Annotated in this window: 20 protein-coding genes; 13 read left to right on the forward strand and 7 right to left on the reverse strand. The window is 53.6% G+C overall.

The window, feature by feature from the left end:
• Nucleotides 1-83 precede the first annotated feature (83 nt).
• On the forward strand, nt 84-2,069 hold the full coding sequence (gene acs, locus MCON_RS12195) for an acetate--CoA ligase (RefSeq protein ID WP_013720262.1): 1,986 nt from the start codon (nt 84-86) through the stop codon (nt 2,067-2,069).
• Between the two features lie 83 nt (nt 2,070-2,152).
• Here acs and gvpD read toward each other — a convergent pair whose 3' ends face one another.
• A complete protein-coding gene (gene gvpD, locus MCON_RS12200; RefSeq protein WP_013720263.1) occupies nt 2,153-3,523 on the reverse strand; it encodes a gas vesicle protein GvpD P-loop domain-containing protein in 1,371 nt (456 codons plus the stop codon).
• 15 nt (nt 3,524-3,538) lie between these two features.
• Nucleotides 3,539-3,913: a FaeA/PapI family transcriptional regulator gene (locus MCON_RS12205; RefSeq protein WP_013720264.1), complete on the reverse strand. Its 375-nt coding sequence runs from the start codon at nt 3,911-3,913 to the stop codon at nt 3,539-3,541.
• A gap of 208 nt (nt 3,914-4,121) precedes the next feature.
• Here MCON_RS12205 and MCON_RS12210 point away from each other — a divergent pair, with 208 nt between their 5' ends.
• Genes MCON_RS12210 through MCON_RS12225 form a run of 4 tightly spaced genes read left to right on the forward strand, consistent with a single transcriptional unit; the run spans nt 4,122 to nt 7,307 of the window.
• A complete protein-coding gene (locus tag MCON_RS12210) occupies nt 4,122-4,742 on the forward strand; it encodes a tetrahydromethanopterin S-methyltransferase subunit A (RefSeq protein WP_013720265.1) in 621 nt (206 codons plus the stop codon).
• A gap of 4 nt (nt 4,743-4,746) precedes the next feature.
• Nucleotides 4,747-5,670, forward strand: a complete 924-nt coding sequence (mtrH, locus tag MCON_RS12215) for a tetrahydromethanopterin S-methyltransferase subunit H (RefSeq protein ID WP_013720266.1) — start codon at nt 4,747-4,749, stop codon at nt 5,668-5,670.
• A gap of 54 nt (nt 5,671-5,724) precedes the next feature.
• Nucleotides 5,725-6,909 carry an aconitase X gene (locus MCON_RS12220; RefSeq protein WP_013720267.1) on the forward strand — a complete coding sequence of 395 codons (1,185 nt, stop codon included), beginning with the start codon at nt 5,725-5,727 and terminating at the stop codon, nt 6,907-6,909.
• The gene (locus MCON_RS12225) at nt 6,906-7,307 is read left to right on the forward strand and encodes a DUF126 domain-containing protein (protein WP_013720268.1); all 402 of its coding nucleotides are present in this window, start codon (nt 6,906-6,908) and stop codon (nt 7,305-7,307) included. Before MCON_RS12220 ends, MCON_RS12225 begins: the two co-directional genes overlap by 4 nt.
• Nucleotides 7,308-7,515: 208 nt before the next feature.
• On the opposite strand, the gene glgP is transcribed toward MCON_RS12225, so the two are convergent.
• From glgP to MCON_RS17195, 3 genes are all read right to left on the reverse strand, one after another.
• Nucleotides 7,516-9,723 (reverse strand): alpha-glucan family phosphorylase, encoded by a 2,208-nt coding sequence (glgP, locus tag MCON_RS12230; protein ID WP_013720269.1) that lies wholly within the window; start codon nt 9,721-9,723, stop codon nt 7,516-7,518.
• A 107-nt stretch (nt 9,724-9,830) separates the two neighbouring features.
• Nucleotides 9,831-10,250 carry a hypothetical protein gene (locus MCON_RS12235; RefSeq protein WP_157863809.1) on the reverse strand — a complete coding sequence of 140 codons (420 nt, stop codon included), beginning with the start codon at nt 10,248-10,250 and terminating at the stop codon, nt 9,831-9,833.
• A 35-nt stretch (nt 10,251-10,285) separates the two neighbouring features.
• Nucleotides 10,286-10,480 (reverse strand): DUF2116 family Zn-ribbon domain-containing protein, encoded by a 195-nt coding sequence (locus tag MCON_RS17195; RefSeq protein WP_048132445.1) that lies wholly within the window; start codon nt 10,478-10,480, stop codon nt 10,286-10,288.
• Nucleotides 10,481-10,971: 491 nt separating this feature from the next.
• Between MCON_RS17195 and MCON_RS12245 the strand changes: the two genes are divergently transcribed.
• Together MCON_RS12245 and MCON_RS12250 are read left to right on the forward strand one after the other, a co-directional pair.
• The gene (locus MCON_RS12245) at nt 10,972-12,957 is read left to right on the forward strand and encodes a NosD domain-containing protein (RefSeq protein WP_083804730.1); all 1,986 of its coding nucleotides are present in this window, start codon (nt 10,972-10,974) and stop codon (nt 12,955-12,957) included.
• 89 nt (nt 12,958-13,046) lie between these two features.
• Nucleotides 13,047-13,220 (forward strand): preprotein translocase subunit Sec61beta, encoded by a 174-nt coding sequence (locus tag MCON_RS12250; protein WP_048133298.1) that lies wholly within the window; start codon nt 13,047-13,049, stop codon nt 13,218-13,220.
• Nucleotides 13,221-13,321: 101 nt separating this feature from the next.
• Here MCON_RS12250 and mfnA read toward each other — a convergent pair whose 3' ends face one another.
• Nucleotides 13,322-14,458 carry a tyrosine decarboxylase MfnA gene (mfnA, locus tag MCON_RS12255; protein WP_048133301.1) on the reverse strand — a complete coding sequence of 379 codons (1,137 nt, stop codon included), beginning with the start codon at nt 14,456-14,458 and terminating at the stop codon, nt 13,322-13,324.
• A gap of 62 nt (nt 14,459-14,520) precedes the next feature.
• Entirely contained in the window at nt 14,521-16,803 is a 2,283-nt protein-coding gene (gene ppsA, locus MCON_RS12260) for a phosphoenolpyruvate synthase (RefSeq protein WP_013720275.1), read from the reverse strand.
• 127 nt (nt 16,804-16,930) lie between these two features.
• Between ppsA and MCON_RS12265 the strand changes: the two genes are divergently transcribed.
• The 6 genes from MCON_RS12265 to MCON_RS12290 all read left to right on the forward strand — a co-directional run bounded on the left by MCON_RS12265 (nt 16,931) and on the right by MCON_RS12290 (nt 24,961).
• Entirely contained in the window at nt 16,931-18,085 is a 1,155-nt protein-coding gene (locus tag MCON_RS12265) for a molybdopterin molybdotransferase MoeA (RefSeq protein WP_013720276.1), read from the forward strand.
• Between the two features lie 219 nt (nt 18,086-18,304).
• The gene (locus MCON_RS12270; RefSeq protein WP_048132447.1) at nt 18,305-18,592 is read left to right on the forward strand and encodes a hypothetical protein; all 288 of its coding nucleotides are present in this window, start codon (nt 18,305-18,307) and stop codon (nt 18,590-18,592) included.
• Between the two features lie 122 nt (nt 18,593-18,714).
• Entirely contained in the window at nt 18,715-19,356 is a 642-nt protein-coding gene (locus MCON_RS12275) for an ArsR family transcriptional regulator (RefSeq protein ID WP_232844289.1), read from the forward strand.
• 107 nt (nt 19,357-19,463) lie between these two features.
• Nucleotides 19,464-21,641, forward strand: a complete 2,178-nt coding sequence (locus tag MCON_RS12280; RefSeq protein WP_013720278.1) for a CDC48 family AAA ATPase — start codon at nt 19,464-19,466, stop codon at nt 21,639-21,641.
• A gap of 28 nt (nt 21,642-21,669) precedes the next feature.
• On the forward strand, nt 21,670-23,637 hold the full coding sequence (gene lonB / locus MCON_RS12285; protein WP_048133303.1) for an ATP-dependent protease LonB: 1,968 nt from the start codon (nt 21,670-21,672) through the stop codon (nt 23,635-23,637).
• A 4-nt stretch (nt 23,638-23,641) separates the two neighbouring features.
• On the forward strand, nt 23,642-24,961 hold the full coding sequence (locus MCON_RS12290; RefSeq protein ID WP_013720280.1) for a TldD/PmbA family protein: 1,320 nt from the start codon (nt 23,642-23,644) through the stop codon (nt 24,959-24,961).
• The last annotated feature ends 14 nt before the right edge of the window (nt 24,962-24,975 follow it).

The following is a 24,975-nucleotide window of genomic DNA, read 5'->3' on the forward strand; positions in this document are numbered from 1 at the left end:
GCAGATATGTTTCTTTTCGGATGATGGTTTGAAATAAGAGATGGAGCGAAATCCTAATATACCATAATAAGGTATGTTATAATATGAAATCGGATACGGCAAAAACGGCTGTTCTCCAGGAAGAGACAAGGATTTTCAATACTCCGCAATGGATTATTGAGCACTCGAATTCGTATCAGTGGATGAAGAATAAGGGCTTCAAGACTGAGAATGAAATGCGCAAGTGGTGCTCGGACAATTACATAGAATTCTGGGATGAGATGGCCAGGACCTTCGTCGATTGGTTCAAGCCCTACACCCAGATTCTCGACGATTCCGAAAAGCCCCATTACAAGTGGTTTACTGGCGGCAAGGTCAATGTGGCCTACAATGCAGTTGACAGGCATGCCCACTCCGAGAAACGCAACAAAGTAGCTTACTACTTCGTCGGCGAGCCCGTGGGCGATGCAAAAGCTATCACCTACTATCAGCTCTATAGAGAAGTCAACAGGCTGGCCAACGCCCTCAAGAGCGTGGGAGTAGAGAAGGGAGACCGAGTTGTTACGTACCTTCCTATGATTCCAGAGCAGCCCATCACCATGCTGGCATGCGCCAAGATCGGAGCTATTCATACACTGGTGTTCTCTGGATTCTCCTCAGGCGGCTTGGCCAGCAGGGTCAACGATGCCGAGGCCAAGGTCGTCGTCACTGCCGACGGCTTCTACAGGCGCGGAAAACCCCTGCCCCTCAAGCCTAATGTCGATGAGGCCTTGAAGAACTCACCCTCCGTTAAGAAGGTGATAGTAGTCAAGAGGACAGGAGTCTCTGTGCCCATGACTGAGGGCCGAGATGTCTATTATGACGATTTCGTAGCTGGCCAGTCCACCAAGTGTGAAACCGTCCCGCTTGATCCGGAGGATAGGCTGTTCATTCTGTACACCTCCGGCACAACCGGCAAGCCCAAAGGTATTGAGCACGCTCACGGCGGATATGCTGTTGGTGCAGCCCAGACAACCTCATGGGTGCTGGATGTCCACGATGATGACGTCTACTGGTGCACGGCTGATGCAGGCTGGATCACCGGACACTCCTACGTGATCTACGGTCCGCTGATCCTGGGTGCCTCCAGCATCCTGTACGAAGGCTCTCCCGACTTCCCGGATCTGGGCCGCTGGTGGTCCATCATTGAGGAGTATGGCGTCTCTGTATTCTACAGCGCACCCACCGCTGTAAGGATGTTTATGAAATCCGGTGAGGAATTCGTCAAGAAGTACGACCTGTCCAGCATCAGAATTCTGGCATCGGTAGGCGAGCCGCTTAATCCAGAGGCCTACATGTGGTTCAGAAAGAACATAGGCTCCGACCAGGCACCTATCATGGATACCTGGTGGCAGACCGAGACAGGATGCCATGTCGTTGCACCGCTGGCCATGACACCTGAGAAGCCGGGTTCTGTCTGCTTTCCGCTGCCCGGCATGAACACCGATATCTACGACGAGGATGCCAACTCGGTCCCACTGGGCTACGGGGGCAATATCGTCCAAACGGCCCCCTGGCCGTCCATGCTCCGCGCCTTCTTCAGAGATGAGATCAGGTACAAGAAGGAGTACTGGGATATGTACTGGCAGGTCAAGCCCGGCACATACCTGGCAGGAGACAAGGCCACCCGTGACAAAGACGGATACTGGTGGATCCAGGGCAGAATAGATGATGTGCTTAAGGTAGCAGGACATAGAATATCCAACGCTGAGGTTGAGTCCGCTGCAGTATCTCATCCCAAGGTCGCAGAGGCCGCTGTTATCGGTGAGCCCGATGAGGTCAAGGGCGAGAAGATCGTTGCATTCATTATTCTCAAGGAAGGAGTGGTTGAGGAGGAGTCGCTCAAGAAGGATATCTCCACTCACGTAAGGAAGGTCCTGGGCCCGGTTGCTTATCCAGACAAGGTCTATTTCGTCAAGGATGTGCCCAAGACCAGGTCCGGCAAGATCATGCGCCGCGTCATCAAGGCCAAGGCGCTGGGCAAGGATACCGGTGATGTATCAGCACTATCCAATCCGGAGGCGGTAAGCAGCATACCACAGATAAATTAGCCAGAAACCATACCTCCTTTTTTTCGCCGCTGAAACGAGCCTTTTCCATGAAATCCTGCAATAACTGGACTTGCTCCGCCCACCTATACAATGGGCGTCAGGCTGATCCTATTCCTGTCCTCCAAAATCATATTGTAGGGCTCAGTCCTGGGTATGACCCCATAGAGGCAGAGCCCTCCGTTCAGCTCATTTACCAGGAAATAGGTGTCTGCGGTGTGAATGGCCATGTTCATGCTCTCCTGGCCGCTCTTTACCACCAGCACATTGATGTCGTTGGTCTCCTTCCAGTTTCTGATCATCAGGTTGGTCAGATTCAGCGATTCCTTGTAGCCGAAGGAGAACTCAATGGAGTCCAGGCCGATTATGTTCAGAATGGGACGGCCAGTCCTTTCTCGCAATGCATCCCACTTCTCCAGCAGATCCTTTCCCCAGGCCCTGGCGTCATCCCCCTCCGGCTGGGAGACGATAACATTGGTGGGCACAAAGATGTCCCTTGAACTGAGCTGATAGCCGATGCTGGGGAGGATGAACACTCCCCGGCCGTTCTTGATGGCATTTGAGGCCAAGGCGGTCAGCATCTGATAATACCTTTTGCCCACTCCATGATTAATCTCCAAGACGTTGCACGAGCCGTACTTCAGACCGCCGGTGACGATATCCAGGTCGGGGATGCCGGTAGATATTCGGTCTTCAGAAGGATCGGGAACCCTCACCCCATCGCTGACGATTCGCGCATCATTATGTTCCCGATAGGGCTCAAAAAACCTGAACCGGCCATTGTGCAATGTGACAGTGTAGGTCTTCTGATTGATCTTGACCCCGCGCAGCTTTTCTAATTTGATCTGCCGGACGTAGCGGTTCCTCATGTTCCCTCCGGCGTGGCCGGGCAGATTGAACTGCTCCATGGTCACCACCCCATCGACGATGTAATCCAGGGGCATAACATCAGCGAACTCGGAGACGAAAACGAGGTGAGTGTCCAGATCACGGGCAAACTCACAGATGTTCTGCTCGAAGCTGTGCTGAGAGGTGCCTATCAAGTGGGAGGTGTAGTTGAGGACTGCATCCCAGCTGTCGATGATGATCATGGGATTGTCCATCTCCTCCGTCTCCTCGAAGAAGAGCCGAAAGAAGTCCATGACCGCATAATAGTTGGATAGATCCTTGCTCGTCTTATTCAGGCTACCCAAGAGCTTGGTTTGAGTGGCATTGACCACGTTCCTGGGCATGAGGACCTTCTCGATCCAGGGATTTGTGGCATAGAGCCGCGCTGGATCCACTCGAGTGGATATGTATATTCCGTTTCTCTCTTCGCATAGGCTGCTCATGATCTCCAGGGCGAGGGTGGTCTTGCCCGTCCCCGGCATGCCCTTGATGAGAAGCGTCTGGCCTTTATCGACATGAAAGAATTCTTTGACCTCCTTAGGTATGGAGGGCTGCTCATTGCTTTGCATATAATTCATCCTCCATCAACTCTCTGTGGTATCACATTCGCATCTCTTGGCGCGCTTCAACAGTTTGCATATCTGTTCCGTTTTGACCCGAAATGAGAAATAGATAGTCTCGTCCTCGCCGTTATGAAAATCTATGTCCATCATGGGAAATGCCTCCGCATTCATCGCCCCTTCCTTCCTTTCCCCATGCCTCGCGCTCGTGTTTCTCGTCCTCCAGAGCTTTGAAGGTCCCACCTCCACGAACTCGACCTCCCCCTCAGAGCTGAGCATAGAGAGATACTTAATCACTGTAGTCTTGCTGACCCTTGCCTTTTTGGCCACATCAACCGTGGTCAGGCCCACCTCAGACTCCCCTATGACTTCCAGGATTCTCTCCTTGTATGAGGCCATTTAGTGCCACCATCTCTTTGTATGACCAAATTCCTGCGAAGTAGTTACCATTTCAGATCACGCATGTTTATCCTGTATCATGATATTTCAATTTTTCATAGCCATTTAAGTGAGAGACATTCTTGTGGAAATCAGAAACAATTATATGCCGATCTGTCAACCCAGAAAGATATGCGGATCAATCCATCATCAGATCTGCAGGAGCCATATGGCTGAGGAATGCAAAAAAATCGAATGTGACTATGCGAATCAGGGGTATCTGGATCCCTGGCCGCCGGTTCGAGGCGAATATCGGTTAGGCGACCCCAGAGCAGGAGTGGCGGTGGTCACTTTAGCCAGCGTCTTCAACCCCAGGGGTACAGCCATATCCGGACCCTGCAAGACTGAGAACCTGGGATTGGAGAAGATAGTGGCCAATGTGATCAGCAACAGCAACATAAGGTTTCTCATCGTCTGCGGAGTGGAGTCGAAGGGCCATCTGCCAGGAAATACTCTGCTCGCTCTCCATAAAAATGGAATCGATGAGAAAGGGAGGATAATCGGATCGAAGGGAGCGATACCCTTCATTCAGAACCTCTCCGTTCAGGCCGTCGAGCGTTTTCAGCGGCAGGTGGAGCTTATAGACAGGATTGGCCTGGAGGACATGAAAGAGATTGAAAAGCTAGTCTCCCAATACAATCACCTCGCAATGCCTTTTCCAGAGGAGCCCTACCAGGTGATCAAGAGAAAGGCGGCCCGTCAGGAGATGTTATCAGGCGATAGCGATCTAACATTTGGAGCGGGAGTCAGCATGGACACGGCCATATGGCTGGTTGCTTCCGAGGGATGAGATCATGTTCCGGTTTAAGAATGAGCAGACCATAGTGAATGTGGCCGGGGTAAGGTTCGGAGGCCAGCCCGGAGAGCTGCCAACCGTCCTTTGCGGCACCATCTTCTATCAGGGGCACAGGATTGTGGAGGATGATGAGCGAGGAATATTCGATCGGGCCGCAGCGGAGAGGCTAGTTCTGCGCCAATCTGAGCTTTCCAGTGAGACCGGTTGCCCTTTTGTCCTACATATCTATGCCCGGACCGTTTCCGCCCTGCAGAAGTATCTGGATTTTGCGGAAGAGGTCTGGTCGGGGCCGTTTATCGTCGACTCGGCAGAGAGGAGCACTCGCTCTTTAGCCCTATCGCTGCTCTCGGAATTGGGGTATGCAGACAAAGCCATATATAACAGCATAAGCATTGCCACAGATGATGCCGAGGCCCGGGCCTTGCTGGAGAATGAGGTTGACAGCGCCATCATCCTCGCTTACAATCCCGGTGAGCCGGGAGTGGAAGGAGCCATGCGGATCTTGGAGAATGGTGGCCTGGTGAGAGACGAGGGGCTGATACCCCTGTCAAAGAGGCTTGGGATCAGCAACATTCTCATCGATCCAGGGGTGGTGCCGATGGGCAGCGGAGCGGGGTCCTCTCTGCGCTTCTCGGTGGTTGCCAAATCACGCCTCGGACTGCCTGTTGGCTCGGGAATTCATAATGCAGTCAGCTCCTGGCAGTGGCTCAAGGATAGGATGAAGAGCAACCGAAGCTGCTGCGATGCCGCAGCTGCCTGCATGCAGCTTGCCATGGGAGGCGACTTTCTCCTCTATGGACCCATTGAGAGCGGCGAGGTCATCTTTCCGGCAGCGGCCATGGCCGATATTCTGGTGGCAGAGGCGGTAAGGGATCTGGAGGTCTATCCCGAGGCCACCCATCCCATCTTCCGCCTGGTTTAGTTTCAGCTGGGATCTTCTGGAAAGGATTTATACCCAAAAGGAGAAGTCTTGGGCATGTATCTGTCTCGCGATGAAGAGGCCATATACCGGGGAGATCGGGGGGAGACCCTCCGGCGGATGATGGAGATCCTGGTCGCCCTGGGCGACATTTATGGGGCAGAGAGGCTCGTGCCTGTGAGATCGGTGCAGATCGCCGGGGTCTCCTACAAGAATATCGGGGACGCTGGCCTGGAATGGATATCCGATCTTGAGGGCCAGGTGGTCGTTCCCAGCATTCTCAATCCTGCCGGGATGGACCTTTTTCGCTACAAAGAGATGGGAATCAGCGAGGAATTTGCCTCTAAGCAGCGGGAGACGATAGAGGCTTACCGCCGGCTGGGTGTGATCATCGACTGCACCTGCACTCCATATCAGATCTATGATAGTCTGGCCGAACGGGGAGACCACCTGGCCTGGAGCGAGTCCTCAGCGGTCTGTTATGCCAACTCGGTTATTGGCGCCCGGACCAATCGGGAGGGAGGACCATCTGCCTTGGCTGCTGCCTTGATCGGCAAGACCGCTTTATATGGCTACCATCTGGATCACAACCGGCAGCCCAGCCATGTCATCGAGGCGAAAGCGGAACTTGAGGGCTCTGACTATGGTGCTCTTGGATTTCTGGTTGGCAAAGAGGTCGGGGATGGAGTTCCCCTCTTCCGTCTTCGCTCTTCTCCCACTAAAGACGAGCTAAAGGCCCTGGGGGCAGCGATGGCTGCCAGCGGCTCAGTGGCCCTTTATTATGTGGATGGCGTCACGCCCAAGCCGCCCGAGCCTACCGCAAATTATGATGGATGCGAGAGGATCAGCATCGAGTGGGAAGAGATCGAGGCGGTCTATGATGAGCACGGGGGAGACGATGCCGATATAGTGGCCCTGGGTTGCCCTCACTGCTCTGGAGAAGAGCTGGAGAGGATAGCCGATCTCCTGGCCGGGCAGAAGGTGAAAAAAGAGATGTGGGTCTGCACCGCCCGGAAGATCAAGGATGCCTGCCCCGATCTGGTTGCCAGGATCGAATCATCCGGAGCCAGGGTTTTTTGCGATACCTGTATGGTGGTTTCGCCCGCAACAGAAGGATTTGAAAAGATGATGGTCAACTCCGGCAAGGCCCTGGTATACCTGCCCGGGCTGGGGGGGGTGGATGCTACCTTCGGCAGCCTGGAGGAGTGCATCGATGTTGCTTTGGGGAGGAAGAGATCGTGAGGGAGATTTCCTGCCATAAGGTGGCCTCAGGCTTTGCCAGCGGCCCGTCACTGGCAACGAAAATGGCCATCTCATTTCTGGGGAATATCGACCCCAGGACGGGAATGGTGGTCGATCCCGGCCATGAGCTATATGGCGAGAGCATCAGCGGCAAGGTGCTCATATTCCCCGGAGGAAAGGGATCTACGGTAGGCTCTTATGTCATCTATCAGCTAAAGAAAAGAGATCTGGCCCCCGCGGCCATGATCAACCTTCGCTCTGAGCCAATCGTGGCCGTAGGCGCCATCATCAGCGGCATCCCTCTGGTGGACAGGGTACCGTCCGACATCCTTCAGCTGAAGAACGGAACCTGTATCGAGGTTGATTCCGATCGAGAGCTGATCAGGATCCTGCCTTAACCAAAAGATCGATAGCTGTATCTGGAGAGGGTTTCGCTGAATTATGGGGTGAGTTCAGGCAGAGGATATGGCCTCTGTTCCTCTGCATCTCCATGGTTGGGTCAGTGCGTAGCGGTTCACCACTGAGGCACAGAGACATAGAGTTTTTGCGATTCAAGTTCACCCATAGCAAATAGCGAGGAGCCTCAGGAGATCGGCATGAGTTCGATCAGAACCTTCCGAAGAGATCCTGCTTTACGAATCCTCGTTCTTTCTTTTGCCTTTCCATCATGGCGGCATCGATGGCCTGGCGATAGAACTTGTCAGTATACTCCTTGGCCATGCGGGTGGCAGAGAAGTTTGGACCGTTCATCCTGATGGCCTCCTTCATCACCGTCACCCAGCCATGAGGAATGCCATCCTCGCCCAGATTATAATACAGTGGCACTATATCCTTCTCCAGAAGAGTATAGATAGAGGCTGCGTCCTTGGCATCTCTCTGTAGCCCATCATCCGCACCAGAGAACGCCCAGCCGTTTTTGCCATTGTACCCTTCAATCCACCAGCCGTCCAGGACGGATAGCTGGGGAACGCCATTCACCGAAGCCTTCATTCCGCTGGTTCCGCTCGCCTCCATGGGAGGGATGGGGTTGTTCACCCAGACGTCGACGCCATGCACCAAATACTGGGCCAGCAGCTCATCATAGTCTTCGACAAATGCAATCCTGCCACCGGATACTCTATCCTTGGCGGCATTGAATACCTGCTGGAGGAGCATCTTGCTCTGCTGGTCGTCCCCATGCGCTTTTCCTGCAAAGATGATCTGAACCGGTCTCCAGGGATCATTGAGAATCCTTCTCAGCCGATCCATATCCTGCAGGAGAAGGGTAGGTCGCTTATAAGAGGCGAAGCGCCTGGCAAACCCCAGGGTGAGGGCGGCGGGATCGAGCAACACTCCAGAGGCCATGATCTGGCCTGGTTCGGCACCACCTTCCAGCCATTTGTTCCGCGCTCGCTCCTTTATCTTGGTGATCAGCATGTTTTTCATGGCATTATGGTGGTTCCAGATGATCTCATCCGGAATCTCGCAGACCAGCTCCCAGATGCGGCTCTCATCATGCTCCTCCAGCCAGGTCCTGCCCATATAGCGGCTGAAGATGTCATAACCCAGCCGGCGATCGATCCAGGTAGGGACATGAATCCCATTGGTGACATAATCGATGGGAACCTCATCCACAGGAAGATGAGGCCACAGGGGCTGCCACATGCTCCTGCTCACCTCTCCATGCTTCTTGCTCACAGCATTACGGTAGGCTGAGTTGCGAAGAGCGAAGGCGGTCATATTGAACTCACCAGGCCGGTCGGGATTGAGACCCTGTCTCAAGAACTCCTCCATAGAAAGATCCAGGGTTGGAAGATAGGACGAGAGATACTTTTCCAGAAGCGGATAGGCAAAAGCATCGTGCCCTGCAGGAACCGGGGTGTGGGTGGTGAACACTGTGGTATTTCTGACCAGCTCAGAGGCTTCGCTGTAGTTCATCCCCTGCTCGACCTTTTCTCTGATCCTCTCCAGCACGGCGAACGCGGGATGGCCCTCGTTCAGATGAAGGACGGAATAATCCTCGCCCAGAGCCCGCAATACCCTTGCCCCGCCGATTCCCAGGACAATCTCCTGGCGCAGGCGCATCTCCCGGTCGCCGGTGTAGAGCCGGTCGGAGATGATCCGGTTCTGCGATTCGTTGGCCTCGCTGGAGGTATCTATCAGATAGAGCTTGGTCCTTCCCACCTGAACCATCCAGACCTCAAGTGTGAGGGGAGGGTCCATGACTGGAACCTTGACCGAGAGTGGGTTTCCATCCCCGTCCAGCACCTTGTGAATGGGCGCATTCTCTCTGTCCAACATCTCGCAAGCCCCAATCTGCCAGCCGTCTGCTGAGACCATCTGGCGGAGGTAGCCTTGGGGATACATGAATCCCAATCCTACCAGAGGGATGCCCAGGTCACTGCACTCTTTCAGGTAGTCCCCGGCCAGGAATCCCAGACCGCCGGCATAAAAGGGAAGGGCATGATGCAGGCCGTATTCTGCTGAGAAGTAGGCAATAGCACATCTCTCCGGCTCACGGCTGCCGGCACAAAACCAGCTAGTTTCAGGCTCCATATAGCCCTCGAACCTGGCCATAACAGAATCATAATGCCTCAGAAAATGAGTATCATTTGATGCAACTTTGAGCATATGCGCATCCATCTGGTTGAGCATCTTTACTGGATTGTGGCCGCTCAGATGCCAGCCCTGCCTGTGCAGGAGCTTAAATAGCTCTCTGCCCTCAGGGTGCCAGCTCCACCATAGGTTGTAGGTCAGCTTTCTTAATCCGGCGATCCTCTCCGGCAGATGGGGAAATTTGTCGTTGATGCCTTTCATGATCTGTTTCAGCTCCAAGCAGTTTCCATGCGTTTTTTCTCAATGATATAGCCTTCGATATCAGATGATATGGCCATCTGATGGTCATACAAGCCCGCAGAATGGTATTTGCATAGAATATCGTCTTACTCCCCACAAAAGACATTCTGCGTGGAGAAGACATTGTAAAATGTCTCAATCTTGCCCTCAGGATATACCACGGATAGCTTCTCTATCCCCTTTTTCAGCGGTTTATCCTTTGAGCCAAAAGGACAGGAGTAAAATAGGTAGAAGTCATCGATATTCTTTCCCGCCCCGTTGACCTGAAGAGCCGCACCATTCTCGTCTGCCTTTATGAGCTTCACATCTTTGTACCCACCCAGGAAAGAGATCAGGTCCGGCTCCAAATGCCGGCATCCCAAAGCGAGCACATAAAGGCGGGTGAATGTATCCAGAGTGTAATTCAGTTCAAAGGTGGCGCGATCTTTGTCCAGATGCATTGTGACATCCCTGATCTCAATGCACTCACCACTAACGCTGCCGCCGATTAATAGGACTATTGTCATTGATAATAATAAAGTTAAGGCAATATCTCGCATCTTTACCCATTTGTCCTTAGGATCGACGGCAGAATCAATATCAATCCCATTATTATTATAAATATTATGAACATTATCTGTTGCTTTCTCTGCGCTGACTTATATTTCGACTCGCAGAGCTCATCGCAGAAGTTCTCGTCTGCGCGCACTGAATTGCCGCAGACCAGACAGTGTTTGTGCGGCACAATATCTGTCATTTAATCATCGTCCATTGGTAACAAGGAGGGAGAGTAGATAAGGTTTTCCTCTTATCCATAAACCAATGAACTTGCTGCACTTGATGGGGCGAGCTGATTCAGCAAATGGACGAAAGTTGAGCATTGATTGACGAAATTTCAATTTATAGCCAGAGATCTCAGCATATTTTTTGGGCATGATCAACGACCGCCATTCAATCCCATAGCTCGATATTCAGTTCTGCGAATTACGAAAAAAGAAAATAAAGAATTGCATTGATACACCTTCAGGAACGAGACGATATCAAACGCAGATTCCTCATTATTTGTATAACTATCAAAAAAACATTATTAAATGGGCCGCACATTTTGGCACACTTTCTTAGATTTTTCATTCATCATGGAAAGAAATCCGAGACTATTTTTCCACGGGAAATAAAGGGGTTGGGAGAACTGTCTCTTCCTCTCCTCAATTGCATTAACTATAAAAGGTGCCTTGGCAAGTAGTAGTCATGCCAAGATTACCATTGATCATCTTCATGGCCTTGCTCATCTGGCTTTCTCCGGTTAGCGGCGCGAGAACTTATATCGTTGATGATGACGGTTTCTCTAATTACAAAACAATTCAAGATGCCGTCATCGCAGCCAGTGATGGCGATACGATATACGTCAAGCCAGGAAACTACAGTGAGGAGGTTATCCTGAACAAGAGCCTAAGCCTTATGCCTCTGATAGGAGAGATCGGCCCCATAATTCTCTCCGGCCAGGGCAAAGAGACAGGAATGACAGTATCTTCGGACGGCTGCAACCTGGAGGGGCTCACATTTCAAGGTTATTCTGGTGCGGCTGTTCATCTTCTCTCCCGAAAAAACCGCATTGAGAATAATGTCTTCGAGGATGCCAGCCCGGCAATTCTGGCAAGCGGCTCGGAGGGAAATTCGATAAATGGAAACCTCATAATGAATTGCCAGGGCGGGGTGGCACTGAGAGATGCATCGGAAAATAACAGCATAGACGGAAATGAGATCACCAGCTGCAATATCTCTATATTCTTGGGAGAGGCGGATGGAAACAGCATCATTGAGAACAATATATCAGATGCTTATTGGGGCATATGGCTTGATAACTCCAGCCAGGTCCAGATTGAGGGAAATGATATTCAGAGCAGAAGCCATGGCATCCTGCTGCTAAATGGCAGCGGCCTTTATGTCAGCGACAATCTGGTTATGATTGACGATGCAGGCAATTCCACCAGCAGGGCCTCACTTCTTGCCAATGTCAGCGATGTTGTCTTTCAGAGAAATAAGATCGATGGAGGTGAAATCGGTCTGGCCGCTCTTGATTGCCAAAATACTGAGCTGCTGTATAACAATATCACCCAAAGCAATAATGCCATCTACATACAGGATGCATACGGTCTAAATATCAATAACAACAGCCTCATTGAGGGGGATTACGGCATAAGAGTGGACAACTCCAGCCAAAATTCAATCATCGGAAACCTGGCAAGAGACTTTGTCATCGCCCTAGATATCGGCGCGGCTGAAGATAACCGGATCTTGAAAAACCAATTTGTGGGCATAACCGATGCTGCAATGCAAATCACATCGTCTGGCAACTGCAAGATCTTGGAAAACGAGTTTACCGATGGCTTCCGAGGGATCATGCTCATAGAATCTCCCGCTAACCTTCTCCAGGATAATCGCTTCCAGAATGTTACCTGGAGCCTTTATGTGGAGAGCCAGACAAAAGAGGGATTCAATAACAGTATAGATGAATCCAATGTGGTCGACTTCGTCCCTATAGCCTATCTCTTTGACCAGTCTGAGACGCAGATCAGGGATAGGCAACTGGCCCATCTAACCATGGCATACTGCAGGAATATGGCAGTAGATAATATCACAATAACCCGCGATGCCGTCTTCCTGTTCGATTCAATGAACAACAGCATCATCAACAGCAATATCTCAGAATGCTTTGGCATGCGGCTCATAAATTCATCCGGAAACGATATCCTGGGCAACCTCTTTAATGGCAATGGATACAGTGGCTTGTTCCTGTACTCATCGGATGGGAATCGGATTGAGAAGAACGTCGCATCGGAAAACGAACAGAACGGCTTATCGCTCCTTTCCTGCAATCAGAATATCATTCGCGATAATTCTGTCCAGAAAAATCTGGTCACAGGAATCTGGCTGAATCTCTCGAATGACAACCAGATCTATGAGAACAATATCACTGCCAATTCCCTTGGCTCTCAGCTATCATTCTCCACCGGGAATACAATCTATCACAACAACTTCATAGATAACATAGAGCATTCGATAGATACCGAAGGCGGCAACAGCTGGGATGCCGGCAACAACACGGGCGGAAACTACTGGAGCGATCATTCCGCCAGGGGCAACCCCAGCAGCGACTGGCCCAGATCGATCAAAGGAGGAATTGCAATAGATAACTATCCCTTCCAGGATGTTAATGGCTGGCTGGCAGCATAGATTGCTGCCCGAGGCCATTTCGGATTTGCATAATTGCTGCCGGTCGAAACCGCAATCTTCTTAAGATGATGATGGGATATGATTGGAGCATGGCAAGAAAAAAGAATGAAGGAAGCGGCCTCCAATCATCAGCCGGCCTGATGCGATACTTTGAGGCCGATGATGACTCGATCAAGTTCAGCCCCAAGATGGTGCTCGGCGTCTGCATTGGCGCGGGCGCAGTTGTTATGGGTCTGAATATCGCCTTTGGCCTCTGGCCTTAGTCCCGTCCTGGATGGCAGGGAATTATAATCTCTTTTTGGCAGTTTTATTTAAATAGCTGGGCTTTTGCACTCTGCGCTATATTGATTTGGTCTGGCCGATTCTAAACAAATTCAGACAGGACCTCTTTCAGGTCCTTCAAGAATAGGTCGACGTTTTCATGGCTCATATGCCCCATGAGGATAAGCCGCAATGCTCTGTTTGGTTCCCGGGTTATGGAGACGTGCCAGTCGCGATCCATAAGCCTCTCACGAACCTTAGAGGGCTCTGGGACCCTTAAAGCGACCACATTCATCACCGGTTCGATCAGTGGCTCAACGCCGATCTCCTTTGCCCCCCGGACCAGATGATCTGTTAGATCCATGCAATAGCCGACCATCTCCCTGAATCCCTCCCTGCCCAGGTGCATCATCACAGCATAGGTGGCAGCGGCTGCAGCACCGCTCCTGGTGCCGGTCAGGGAAGCCTGTCTGGCCTTGGTGAGATAGTGGGTCTCGGTCTCCAGGGCGTTCATGCACTCCTGGTTGCGAAAGAGCAGGCCGCCGGCGGGAATGGTGGCAAGCCCCATCTTATGTGGATCTATTGTGATTGATTTGACCCCTGGCAGGGAAAAATCCCAGGCAAAGGATCTATCCAGGAATGGGAGGACGAATCCGCCAAATGCCGCATCGACGTGCAAGTGAACACCCCATTCAAGGGCCAGATCGGATAGCTCTTCGATCGGATCCACCTGTCCGAACTCCGTAGTTCCCGCTATTCCAACCAGGGCTGCCGTATGCTCGTCGATCAGCGACTCCACTGAGGAGAGATCGACCCTGAGCTGGGAATCGAGTTCTGCTTTACGCACCTCCAAAGAGAGAAGATCTCCGATCTTGTCAAATGAAAAATGAGCCGATGCAGGAACGACGATATTTCCCCCACACTTGCCGGACTCGTTCTTGGCCGCCCGAATGGCCTGGATGTTCGACTCAGTGCCACCGGTGGAGATATAGCCCCGGGCCAGAGGGCAGCCCAGGAGCTCTCCCAGCATGCGAACTACCTCTTCTTCCAGCCCTGCTACGCCCGGAAACAGCCCCGGATCTCCCAGGTTGGTCTCCAGAAACATGTCATGAGCCTTTATCGCTATAGGATGGGGACGGGTGCACATGGTGGAGAGGAAGCGGTCATAGCTGTAGTCGCGCTCTCTCGTCCTCTCCAAAATGGCCATTACCTCATCTGCAGGAAGGGCCTTCTCTCTCATTTCGGATCTTTGACCTGACTTGTTGACCTTTTTGGCTATCTGCCTGATTTGGTCCCTGTGCTTCAATCTCTATTTCTCAGAGCATCCAGGATCAGGATCTTCTCGCTCCTGGCCACGGTATCCCTGACGGTGGCCACGGCATCGATGTTAGCGGATATGCTGGTGATGCCCATCTCGACCAATTTTTTGGCCATCTCCGGATAGGAGCCAGCCTGGCCACATATGGAGGTCTTGACTCCCGCTTCGCGGCACTGCTCCACCACATACTCGATCAGCTTCAGGACGGCGGGATGAAGCTCGGAGTACAGCCCGGCCACATTCTCATTGTTTCTATCTACTGCCAGGGTATACTGAGTGAGGTCGTTGGTGCCAAAGGAGATGAAGTCTATTCCATCCTCAATGAAGTCCTCAATGGTCAGAGCGGCGCCTGGTGTCTCGATCATGACTCCTACATCGATCTTATCCAGGTCCAGGCCCTCGTCCCTCATTATGGATTTGGCCTTCTGGAACTCGCTGACATGTTGGACCATGGGCAGCATGATGCCCACATTGGTCAGGCCCATCTCATGCAGCCTCTTGAAGGCTTTGACCTCCAGGCGGAAGTGATCGGTCTCGGTCATATCCCGCCGGATGCCCCTCCAACCCAGCATGGGGTTGTGCTCATGAGGCTCTCCTTCTCCGCCTTCCATGGCCCGGAACTCGTCCGTGGGGGCATCCAGAGTGCGCACCCAGACCGGCCGGGGATAGAAAGCATCGGCAACGACCTTGATGCCACTGATCAGCTCCGATATGTACTCCTCAGTCTTCCCGCTCCTGATATACCAGTTGGGTGTCTTGCCCATGCCTAAGATCATATGCTCGATTCTGAGCAGGCCCACCCCATCGGCCTGGGTAGCAGCTGCCGCCTCTGCCCTGTCCGGCTCGCTGACATTGACCTTGATCTCCGTGGCGGTCACTGGCTTGGAGTAGAAGACGCCTCCTGCAGTCGCTGGAATGGCAGCCTTCGCTTGCGCGGCCTGAGCCACTATGCCCTCGTAGACGATCCCCTTGCCCCCATCCACGGTGATCTCCATGCCGTCCTTCAAAATGCTGGTGGCCTTCTTGGTTCCCACCACTGCAGGACAGCCCAGCTCTCGGCTGACGATGGCTGCATGGCAGGCCATTCCGCCCTCATCGGTGACGATGGCACCGGCCCGCTTCATCCCAGGAACCATATCCGGCATGGTCATCTTGGTGACCATGATGTCGCCCTGCTTGATCTTGTCCAGGTCTCTGCCGCTGGTGATAATCTTCACAATGCCACTGGCCACACCTGGTGCTGCACCAAGCCCGTTCAAAAGGATCTTGCCGCTGCCGGATGCTGCTGGGCCGGCTGCCTTCTTCTCGCTGCTTATGGTGGTGATGGGACGGGACTGGAGGATGTAGATCTTGTTCTTCTCCACACCCCACTCGATATCCTGAGGGAGGCCGTAATGCTCTTCCAGGATCTCGCCGTACCTGGCCAGCTCGATTATCTCCTTATCGGTGAGGACCACTGCCTCCTTCTTCTTGGCAGGGACCTTGGCAGTGGTGGTCTTATGGGTCTTGGCATCTCTGGTGATCATGATCTCTTTGGTGGCGATATACCTGTTCACTATCTTCTTGGTCTTCCGGTCCACCACATAGTTGTCCGGTGATACGCTGCCGCTGACTACTGACTCCCCCAAACCCCATGCTGCCTCAATGACCACCAGCGGCTCGCCAGTGCTTGGCTGGGAGCTGAACATCACTCCTGCCTTCTCTGAGTCCACCATCAACTGCACTATTGCGGATAGATTGACCTTATTGTGCTCGAAGCCCTGCTCAACCCGGTAGAAGATGGCCCTGGCCCCGTAAAGGGATGCCCAGCACTTGCGCACGGCATTGAATACGTCCTCTGCGCCGCGCATATTGAGGTAGGTCTCCTGCTGGCCGGCGAAGCTGGCGTCGGGCAGATCCTCGGCGGTGGCGCTTGACCTTACCGCCACAAAAACCTGCTTTCCTTCCCTTTTGCACAGCTCCTCGTAGCGGGTTTTTATGGCCTCTTCAATGTCCTTCGGCACCTTGGCATCCATGATGAGCTTTTTTGCCGTCTGCTCGGCTCGATGAAGCTCAGTCTCCTGGTTCACATCGACGTTAAGTGCCTCAAAGAGCTTATCCGCGATGCCCGCCCGGTTAATGAAATCCCTGAAGGCCTGAGCAGTGACCGCAAAACCACCAGGAACGGGAACGCCTATACCGATCATCTCGCCGAGGCTTGCGCCTTTGCCGCCGACAATGGACAGGTCTTCCTTGCCGACATCCTCCAACCATACAACAGCTTCCATTAAATCATCCGCCCAATATTACAGGTCAATATGCCCACCCCTCCATCATAACATTATATGAAGCTTTCACATGATATCTAGAATATATACAAAAGCATTTATCCAGGATCATTCAAGTCTATGCTGCATGTTCAAACGCTTTTCCGGGGCAATAGCGGCGAGAAGGATGCTCTTGGAGCGATGTCTTCCCCTCAAGGATATTGAGGAGCTGAATACCTCCTGTGCATTAGATCGAGTAGCATCGGAGGACATCCGCTCTTCTGCTGATCTTCCTGCCTTTGACCGGTCGGCCATGGACGGCTATGCCGTTCGATCTACTGATACCAAGGGCGCCAGGCCGTCCGGTCCCAGATTCATCCCGGACTTCATACCTCAGCGTACAGGGATGGTGGTTCCCGAAGGATATGATGCCATCGTGATGCTTGAGGACGCCAGGGTTCGCGGCGAGGTGCTGGAGGTGACTGCCGAGGCTCACGCCTACAAGAATGTGGCCAGAGCGGGCGAGGACGTGATGGAGGGGGATACGATCTTCACCGAGGGGCACAGGCTGAGACCTCCTGATCTCGCCCTGATCTCTGCTCTGGGAATTGATAGGGTCAGGGTTTATGCAAAGCCGGACGTGGTCATAATCCCCACTGGCGGCAAGCTGGTGGATATCGGCGCCCGCAGGCTTGAGCCTGGAGAGGCCTATGAGATCAATGGCCTCATGGCCCGACTCTATATAGAGAAATGGGGGGCAAATGTCCGTAAGACGAAGATAGTCCCGGACGATTCTGAGCGAATTCGCGAGGCCATCAGCTCAAACCTGGATGCCGACATGATCGTCATCATCGGCGGGACCAGCGTTGGGGAGAAGGACTATGCCCCCCGCATATTATCGGAGATGGGAGAGCTTTATGTGCATGGGGTCCGCCTCCAGCCGGGCAAGCCCACTGCCTTCGGGGACGTGGCCGGCAGGCCGGTGATCTGCCTGCCCGGCTATCCGGTGGCAGCGCTCTCCAATCTGTATCTTTTCATCCGTCCGGCCATAAAGAGGATGGCTCATCTGGATGATGAGCCGCAGCGTGTTCAAGCCAGAGTGGTCCGCAAGATGACCTCCAAGCCCGGCTATCTGAGCCTGGTCCGGGTGGCCTTCAGAGAGGATGGCCAGGTAGAGCCGATCATGGTCTCCGGGGCGGGGATACTGAGCTCCGTGGCCCGGGCGGACGGTTTTGTGGTTGTGCCCGAAGAGCTGGAGGGATTCGAGGAGGGGGATATGGTGGAGGTTGTGCTCTACGAATGAGTGGAAGGAGAGGAAGAAGGATCCGCAAGTCTCTGCAGCGAGCAGCAATAATCCGATTGCCGCCTGCCAAAAATGAGCATCCAACAATGTTTTCCTGCTTTGATATCAGGATAGCTCGAATATTGGCTTTATATGGCCGCCATCAATCCAAATGAAACCATCATTTTTTATCCCTGCACCTCGATCCCAATGCGGTGACTTTCCCTGAACGCCGGCCGGATGCTCGTCAAGATAAACAGGCTATCAGCCTGGGTACTTCTCATATTCATGATCATCTTCTTGATATCGGGATACGCCTGGAACAATGGAATCCTTCTTCCTCTACGTCAGGCCAAACATATGCACACAGAGCTGGACCTGTACCTGGTCTTCTTCTTCCTGGTGCATGTACTGATCAGCACCAAATTCACCCTGGCCCGCTGGAGGGTGGGGCACGAAAAGCTGGTGAATCTGCTCCTCATCGCCATCGGAGTTCTATCCTTCTGGTCTATCCTTGGCATCGATTAGAGGATATGAGATTCTCCTCCAATTTTTTCTGCAACTGCTGCCGCAATCGATGCTTCTGGAGTTCGATCAAGACCACAAGATTTATAACCTAACGTTACTAACCATAAGTTCAATGAATTATTATGAGCAACATGTTGGATCCTATTGAGCTTCTTGACATTCTGGGGAATGAAAATAGAAGACGTATCCTCCAGCTCCTCTCTTTCCGCCCCTTTTACTTCAATGAGATGGCCAAACGGCTGGATGTAGGGCCGAAAGCGGTGATCGACCACCTGGAGATGCTGGAGAGAGCGGGGCTGGTGGAGTGCTATCAAGAGCAGGGACGGAGAAAATACTTCCGCATTGCCAGGAGAACCGTTCTGGAGGTAGCAGTCTCTCCTCATTCATATGGGGTCCGGGCATATCTTTCAGAAGATGCTCCAAAGGACGACTCGGGCTTTGAGGAGGCTGAGGCCTCTTTGGATCTGAAGATGCTCAAAGATGAGCTCTTGGGCCTGGAGAAAAAAAGGTATGAGCTGCGCGAACTATTGGCCCAGATCGAATCGCGAGAGATGGAGATCAAGCAGAGAGCATCCAGCGTTGCCGGATTTCGGGCAGAGAACCAGCTGGAGTCGGAGATCATGACTGCATTGCTCTGCGGCGGCGCAAATTCATCCGAGCTCGCGACCAGGCTGGAGGTTCCAGAAGCGGTGGTTTTAGATAGCTTGAATAAGCTCAAAGAGCGCAGTGCAGTGCACTTAAGAGGTCAGCAATGGAGCATATGAGAAGATCCTCAAGCAACCCGTCATCATCAACGTCCTCGCCATCTGCAGACAATCCCTCTCCGGGAGATGAACCCGGCCCCAGCATCGAGGAGATCGTCCAGGGAGGCATGAAGCCCGCAGAGGATGCATCAGTTTTGCTTCGAGTGGCTGAAGCATATCATAAGGATGCGGGGAAGGGAGTGGCCAGGATCAATCCCATCATTCTCGCCCAATTGGGAGTGGAGAACGGCGGGGTAGTGGAGATCAATGCCCGGGATAAGGTCTATGCCATCGCATGGCCTGGAACTCCTGAGGACCCCCAGGATATAATCAGGATCGACGGAAACACCCGGTCCAACCTGGGGACGGGAATAGACAATCGGGTGAATGTCCGCCGGGCCACGGCCAGGCCCGCCAGAAAGATCGTGGTCGCCCCCACCCGCCAGATCCGCCTCATGGGAGGACAGCAGTATCTCTTGCGCATGCTCCAGGGGAGGGCAGTGGTTAAGGGTGAGATGCTGCGGGTGGAGATGATAAACAGCAGCCTCAACCTGGCAGTGGTGAGCACCGTGCCAAACGGGCCGGTTCTGGTAACTCAGGAGACGATCATCAGCATCACCAGAGAGACCCTGGATGAGCTGGCCCTGCATGTGCGGGACATATCCTATGAGGACATCGGCGGCCTGTCCCGGGAGATCAGGGAGATCAGAGAGATGATCGAGGTTCCGCTGCGCCATCCAGAGCTCTTCAGCCGGCTGGGAATCAATCCTCCCCGGGGGGTGCTCCTGCATGGTCCTCCGGGAACGGGAAAGACGCTCATCGCCAGAGCGGTGGCAGGCGAGACCGACGCCAACTTCATCTCCATCTCCGGGCCGGAGATCGTATCCAAGTTCTATGGCGAGAGCGAGCAGCGGCTGCGCCAGATATTCGATGAAGCGTCGAAGGCGGCTCCTTCCATCATATTCATCGATGAGATCGATTCCATCGCTCCCAAGAGGGAAGAGGTCTCGGGCGACCTGGAGCGGCGGGTGGTTGCCCAGATCCTTTCCCTGATGGACGGCCTCTCCTCCAGGGGAGAGGTGATAGTGATAGCGGCCACCAACCGGCCCAATGCCCTCGATCCTGCCATTCGCAGGGGGGGCCGATTCGACCGGGAGATTGAGATAGGCATACCAAACAGAAACGGCAGGCTGGAGGTGCTCTATGTCCACACCAGGGGCATGCCCTTGGATGAATCGCTGGACTTGATGGAGATCGCAGACTCGACTCATGGCTTCGTAGGAGCGGACCTTTATGCCCTGTGCAAAGAGGCGGCCATGCGCACCCTGGAAAGGGCTCTGCCCGACCTGGACGTTAAAGAGGACATACCATTGGATGTGCTGGACAATCTCAATGTGACCAGAGAGGATTTCCTGTCCGCCCTGAAGAAGATCGAGCCATCGGCGATGAGAGAGGTCTTCGTCGAGGTGGCCCAGGTCCATTGGGATGAAGTGGGCGGCCTGGATGAGGCCAAGCGGTCCCTGGTCGAGGCGGTGGAATGGCCGTTGATGTACCCAGAGGCCTTCGCCTCGGTGGGTGTCCGGCCGCCGCGGGGTATTCTGCTCTACGGTCTTCCCGGTACGGGCAAGACCCTCCTGGTCAGAGCTCTGGCCACGGAGAGCAATGTCAACTTCATCAGCGTTAAGGGACCTGAGCTATTGAGCAAATGGGTGGGCGAGTCGGAGAGGGCAGTCAGAGAGATCTTTCGCAAAGCCCGCCAGGCTGCTCCCGCCCTGGTATTCTTCGACGAGATCGATTCCATTGTTCCCGCCCGGGGCAGCGGATCGGACTCGCATGTTACCGAAAGAGTGGTCAGCCAGTTCCTGACGGAGATGGATGGACTCATGGAGCTGAAGGATGTGGTGATAGTGGCGGCCACCAACCGGCCGGACCTTTTGGATAGCTCGTTGCTCCGGCCGGGCAGGTTCGATCGTTTAGTTTATATTCCCATGCCGGATAAAGAAGCTCGTCAGAAGATACTGGAGATCTATCTCTCAAAGATGCCCGCCTATGAGGTCTCTGCTCAATGGCTGGCGGATATCACTGAGAACTTCAGCGGTGCCGATCTGGAGATGCTCTGCCGGGAGGCGGGGATGCTCGCTTTGCGGGAGCATATCCGGCCGGGAATGAAAAGAGAAGAGCTGATAGTTGACAAGATCCTTGTTACAGAGAAGCGTTTCCAGGAGGCCAGCGAGTATATCAGGCCGCATCTGTCAAAAGATATGCTGCAGGGATACACCAAGATGATCCGTGAATTCCAGGTATGAAAACTTAATGATTTGGAAAGAGAAAAGCATGGAGACAAAGCACCAAATATATAGTCAAGAACAACCAATAATTGCTGTGAGGACCGAAAAATTGACTTCAGAAGACGAGTCTAATGAACTGCTCGGCGATATTAAATTCGAGGATACGAGCAGCATAACCGTACCTGAAAACCTCATAGATCAGGTTATTGGCCAGGACGAGGCAGTTGAGGTGATCAAGAAGGCGGCAAGCCAGAGAAGGCATGTCATGCTCATAGGGTCGCCTGGTACTGGCAAGTCAATGCTCGGCAAAGCAATGAGCGAGCTTCTTCCGGTGGAGGATCTGCAGGATGTTCTGGTCTATGCCAATCCAGAGGATAACAATACCCCCAGGGTTCGCGTCGTTCCCGCGGGCAGGGGCAAACAGATCGTCGATGCCCAGAAGCTGGAGGCAAGAAAGAAGGTCCAGACGAGAAATATGTTCTTGATGATCATCGTAATGGCCCTTATCGTCTACGCCTATTATATGGGCCAGCTTCTTTTCGGAATCATAGCCGCAGCATTGCTGTTCATCTCTTTGCGCTATATGCTGCCCAAAGAGGATGCCATGGTCCCCAAGCTGTTGGTGGATAACAACGGCAAGAAGAAGGCGCCCTATGTGGATGCCACCGGGGCTCATGCCGGGGCATTGCTGGGAGACGTCCGTCATGATCCTTTTCAGTCCGGCGGCCTGGAGACGCCATCCCACGAACGGGTTGAGTGCGGCTCCATCCATAAAGCCCACAAAGGAGTGCTGTTCATCGATGAGGTGAACACCCTCCGGCCGGAGTCACAACAGAGCCTCCTCACCGCCCTGCAGGAAGGGGTCTATCAAATAACCGGTCAGAGCGAGAGAAGCTCCGGCGCCCTGGTGAGGACCGAGCCCGTTCCCTGCAGCTTTATCATGATCGCGGCCGGAAACCTGGATGCTGTTCAGGGAATGCATCCAGCACTCCGGTCGCGCATCAAGGGCTATGGTTATGAGGTCTACATGCGGGATACCATGGAGGACACCCTGGAGAACAGGAACAAGCTAATCAGGTTCGTGGCTCAGGAGATCGTGAGAGACGGAAAGATCCCCCACTTCACTCAAGATGCAGTGGCGGAGATCATGAGAGAGGCCAAGAGGCGTTCGGGCAGAAAGGGGCATCTCACCCTCATGCTCCGCGACCTGGGTGGCCTGATCAGGGTCTCTGGAGATGTAGCCCGGGCGGAATCCTCTCACCTTACCGAGGTTAATCACGTCATGCAGGCCAAGAAGATGGCCCGTTCGGTCGAGCAGCAGCTGGCAGACAGATACATGGAGAGGCGCAAAGACTACAGCATGTTCCACTCCTCCGGAGATGAGATCGGCAGGGTCAACGGCCTGGCAGTCATGGGCGACTCGGGCATTGTTCTGCCCATCATGGCCGAGATCACCCCTGCTCAATCCAAGGAAGAGGGCAAGATCATCGCCACTGGAAAGCTGCAGGAGATCGCTAAAGAGGCGGTGACAAACGTCTCTGTGCTGATCAAGAAGTTCCTGGGCGAGGATATCACCAAGAAGGACGTGCATATTCAGTTCATAGGCACATATGAGGGTGTAGAGGGCGATAGCGCATCCATCTCCATCGCCACTGCTGTCATATCCGCTTTGGAAGGGGTGCCCGTGAAACAGACGGTAGCCATGACCGGCTCGCTCTCCGTGCGGGGAGATGTCATGCCTGTGGGCGGAGTCACCCAGAAGATCGAGGCTGCTGCCCAGGCGGGAATCAAGACTGTCCTCATTCCCAAATCCAATATGGGGGATGTCCTGATAGATGATTCCATGAAAAACTCTATTGAGATCATACCCGTATCCAATATCAGCGAGGTCTTCGAGTTTGCCATGGGTAGCCAGAGGACCAGGCTGATAGAGAAACTGAAGAAGTTCGCCACCGAGAAGAAGATCGGCATCAACATCCCAGAGACGATCCCCACCCCCATCCGGAGCATCTGATCGCTTGACAGCGGAGTTCTATGATACCCGCATTCTGCAGGGGAGTCGAACCAGGATCGTTCTGGACAATGGAAAGCTTGAGGAGATAGCCCAGGTGCCCTTCCAGGGGGCATCGGTTCGGGCTCTTTTTGGCGGTGCCTGGGGTTTTGTAACCACCGATCGGGTGGACGGTCTTGGCCAGGAGATAGATCTGGCCAAGCGCATTGCTCGGAAGATCGGCCGGAAAGAGGATCTCAGTCTGGCAGAGGCTCCGCCCGGCAGAAGCGTGTTGGTGCCAGTTAAAAGAGATCCAAAAGACCTATCTTTAGAGGAGAAGGTAGCCCTTTTGAGAGAGATCGAGGACGCAGCGAAGGTGGAGGGCATATCCTCGACCCAGGCGGTCTACTCAGAGATGGATCTGGTAGCCCACTATTCTAGTTCTGAGGGCCTGGATCTGGAATCAAGGATGACCAGAATGGGCTTTGTGATCAGCGCTGTGGCTCATAGGAATGGCCTTTATCAGACCGATGGCGAAGGCAGAGCCGGTGTGGGCGGCCTGGAGCTATTCGACCGGGAAGATCCAATAGCTCTGGCCAGGCAGGTGGGGGAGACGGCGGTCGCCCTCCTGGATGCCAAGGCGGCGAGAGGAGGGACTCACCCTGTAGTCTTGGATCAGGAGTTGGCCGGGGTGTTCGTCCATGAGGCGGTGGGCCATGCCACTGAGGGAGACATAATCCTGGAGGGGGACTCGTGCCTGGAAGGAAAGCTGGGCCAGAGGATAGGATCGGAGCTGGTGACGGTCAAAGACGACCCCAGCCTGATGCTCAACGGCTACTATCCCTTCGATGATGAGGGAAGCCGAGCCCAGGAGACGGTTCTGGTGGAGAATGGTGTGCTTCGGTCATACCTCAACACCCGCGAGACCGCAGCCAGGTTAGGTGGTGTGCCGCGCAATGCCCGAGCAGAGGGGATTAGCCGGCCGGTAGTGCGGATGAGCAATACCTACATCGCCAATGGTGACTGGAAGCTGGAGGAGATCTTAGAGGAGCTTAAAAGCGGGATCTATCTGGCAGGGAGCCGGGGGGGGCAGGTCAGCACCGGCGAGGGAATCTTCCAGTTCAATGCCAAGAAGGGCTATATCGTGGAGAACGGGGAGAAGACGCAACTGTTGCGAGATGTATCCCTATCCGGAAAGATCCTGGAGACGCTCTTGCATGTAACGGCTGTGGGCGACGACCTGCGGTATAACAGCGGTCGATGCGGAAAGTCCGGCCAGCTGGTGCCTGTGAGCGACGGATCGCCCCATCTGCTCGTCGACAGGGCCACTGTGGGCGGAACGGGATAGAGAAGAATCCAAGA

This window comes from Methanothrix soehngenii GP6 (assembly GCF_000204415.1).
GTDB lineage: Archaea > Halobacteriota > Methanosarcinia > Methanotrichales > Methanotrichaceae > Methanothrix > Methanothrix soehngenii.

What these genes read in the sequence shown, in the direction of transcription:
- MCON_RS12280 (WP_013720278.1), top strand. Translation starts at nt 19,464, where the DNA reads ATGAAGCCCGCAGAGGATGCATCAGTTTTGCTTCGAGTGGCTGAAGCA.
- MCON_RS12245 (WP_083804730.1), top strand. Translation starts at nt 10,972, where the DNA reads ATGCCAAGATTACCATTGATCATCTTCATGGCCTTGCTCATCTGGCTT.
- acs (WP_013720262.1), top strand. Translation starts at nt 84, where the DNA reads ATGAAATCGGATACGGCAAAAACGGCTGTTCTCCAGGAAGAGACAAGG.
- MCON_RS12265 (WP_013720276.1), top strand. Translation starts at nt 16,931, where the DNA reads ATGTTCAAACGCTTTTCCGGGGCAATAGCGGCGAGAAGGATGCTCTTG.
- MCON_RS12235 (WP_157863809.1), bottom strand. Translation starts at nt 10,250, where the DNA reads ATGACAATAGTCCTATTAATCGGCGGCAGCGTTAGTGGTGAGTGCATT.
- MCON_RS12275 (WP_232844289.1), top strand. Translation starts at nt 18,715, where the DNA reads ATGAGCAACATGTTGGATCCTATTGAGCTTCTTGACATTCTGGGGAAT.
- MCON_RS12270 (WP_048132447.1), top strand. Translation starts at nt 18,305, where the DNA reads ATGCTCGTCAAGATAAACAGGCTATCAGCCTGGGTACTTCTCATATTC.
- gvpD (WP_013720263.1), bottom strand. Translation starts at nt 3,523, where the DNA reads ATGCAAAGCAATGAGCAGCCCTCCATACCTAAGGAGGTCAAAGAATTC.
- mfnA (WP_048133301.1), bottom strand. Translation starts at nt 14,458, where the DNA reads ATGAGAGAGAAGGCCCTTCCTGCAGATGAGGTAATGGCCATTTTGGAG.
- MCON_RS17195 (WP_048132445.1), bottom strand. Translation starts at nt 10,480, where the DNA reads ATGACAGATATTGTGCCGCACAAACACTGTCTGGTCTGCGGCAATTCA.
- mtrH (WP_013720266.1), top strand. Translation starts at nt 4,747, where the DNA reads ATGTTCCGGTTTAAGAATGAGCAGACCATAGTGAATGTGGCCGGGGTA.
- ppsA (WP_013720275.1), bottom strand. Translation starts at nt 16,803, where the DNA reads ATGGAAGCTGTTGTATGGTTGGAGGATGTCGGCAAGGAAGACCTGTCC.
- MCON_RS12205 (WP_013720264.1), bottom strand. Translation starts at nt 3,913, where the DNA reads ATGGCCTCATACAAGGAGAGAATCCTGGAAGTCATAGGGGAGTCTGAG.
- MCON_RS12250 (WP_048133298.1), top strand. Translation starts at nt 13,047, where the DNA reads ATGGCAAGAAAAAAGAATGAAGGAAGCGGCCTCCAATCATCAGCCGGC.
- MCON_RS12210 (WP_013720265.1), top strand. Translation starts at nt 4,122, where the DNA reads ATGGCTGAGGAATGCAAAAAAATCGAATGTGACTATGCGAATCAGGGG.
- MCON_RS12220 (WP_013720267.1), top strand. Translation starts at nt 5,725, where the DNA reads ATGTATCTGTCTCGCGATGAAGAGGCCATATACCGGGGAGATCGGGGG.
- lonB (WP_048133303.1), top strand. Translation starts at nt 21,670, where the DNA reads ATGGAGACAAAGCACCAAATATATAGTCAAGAACAACCAATAATTGCT.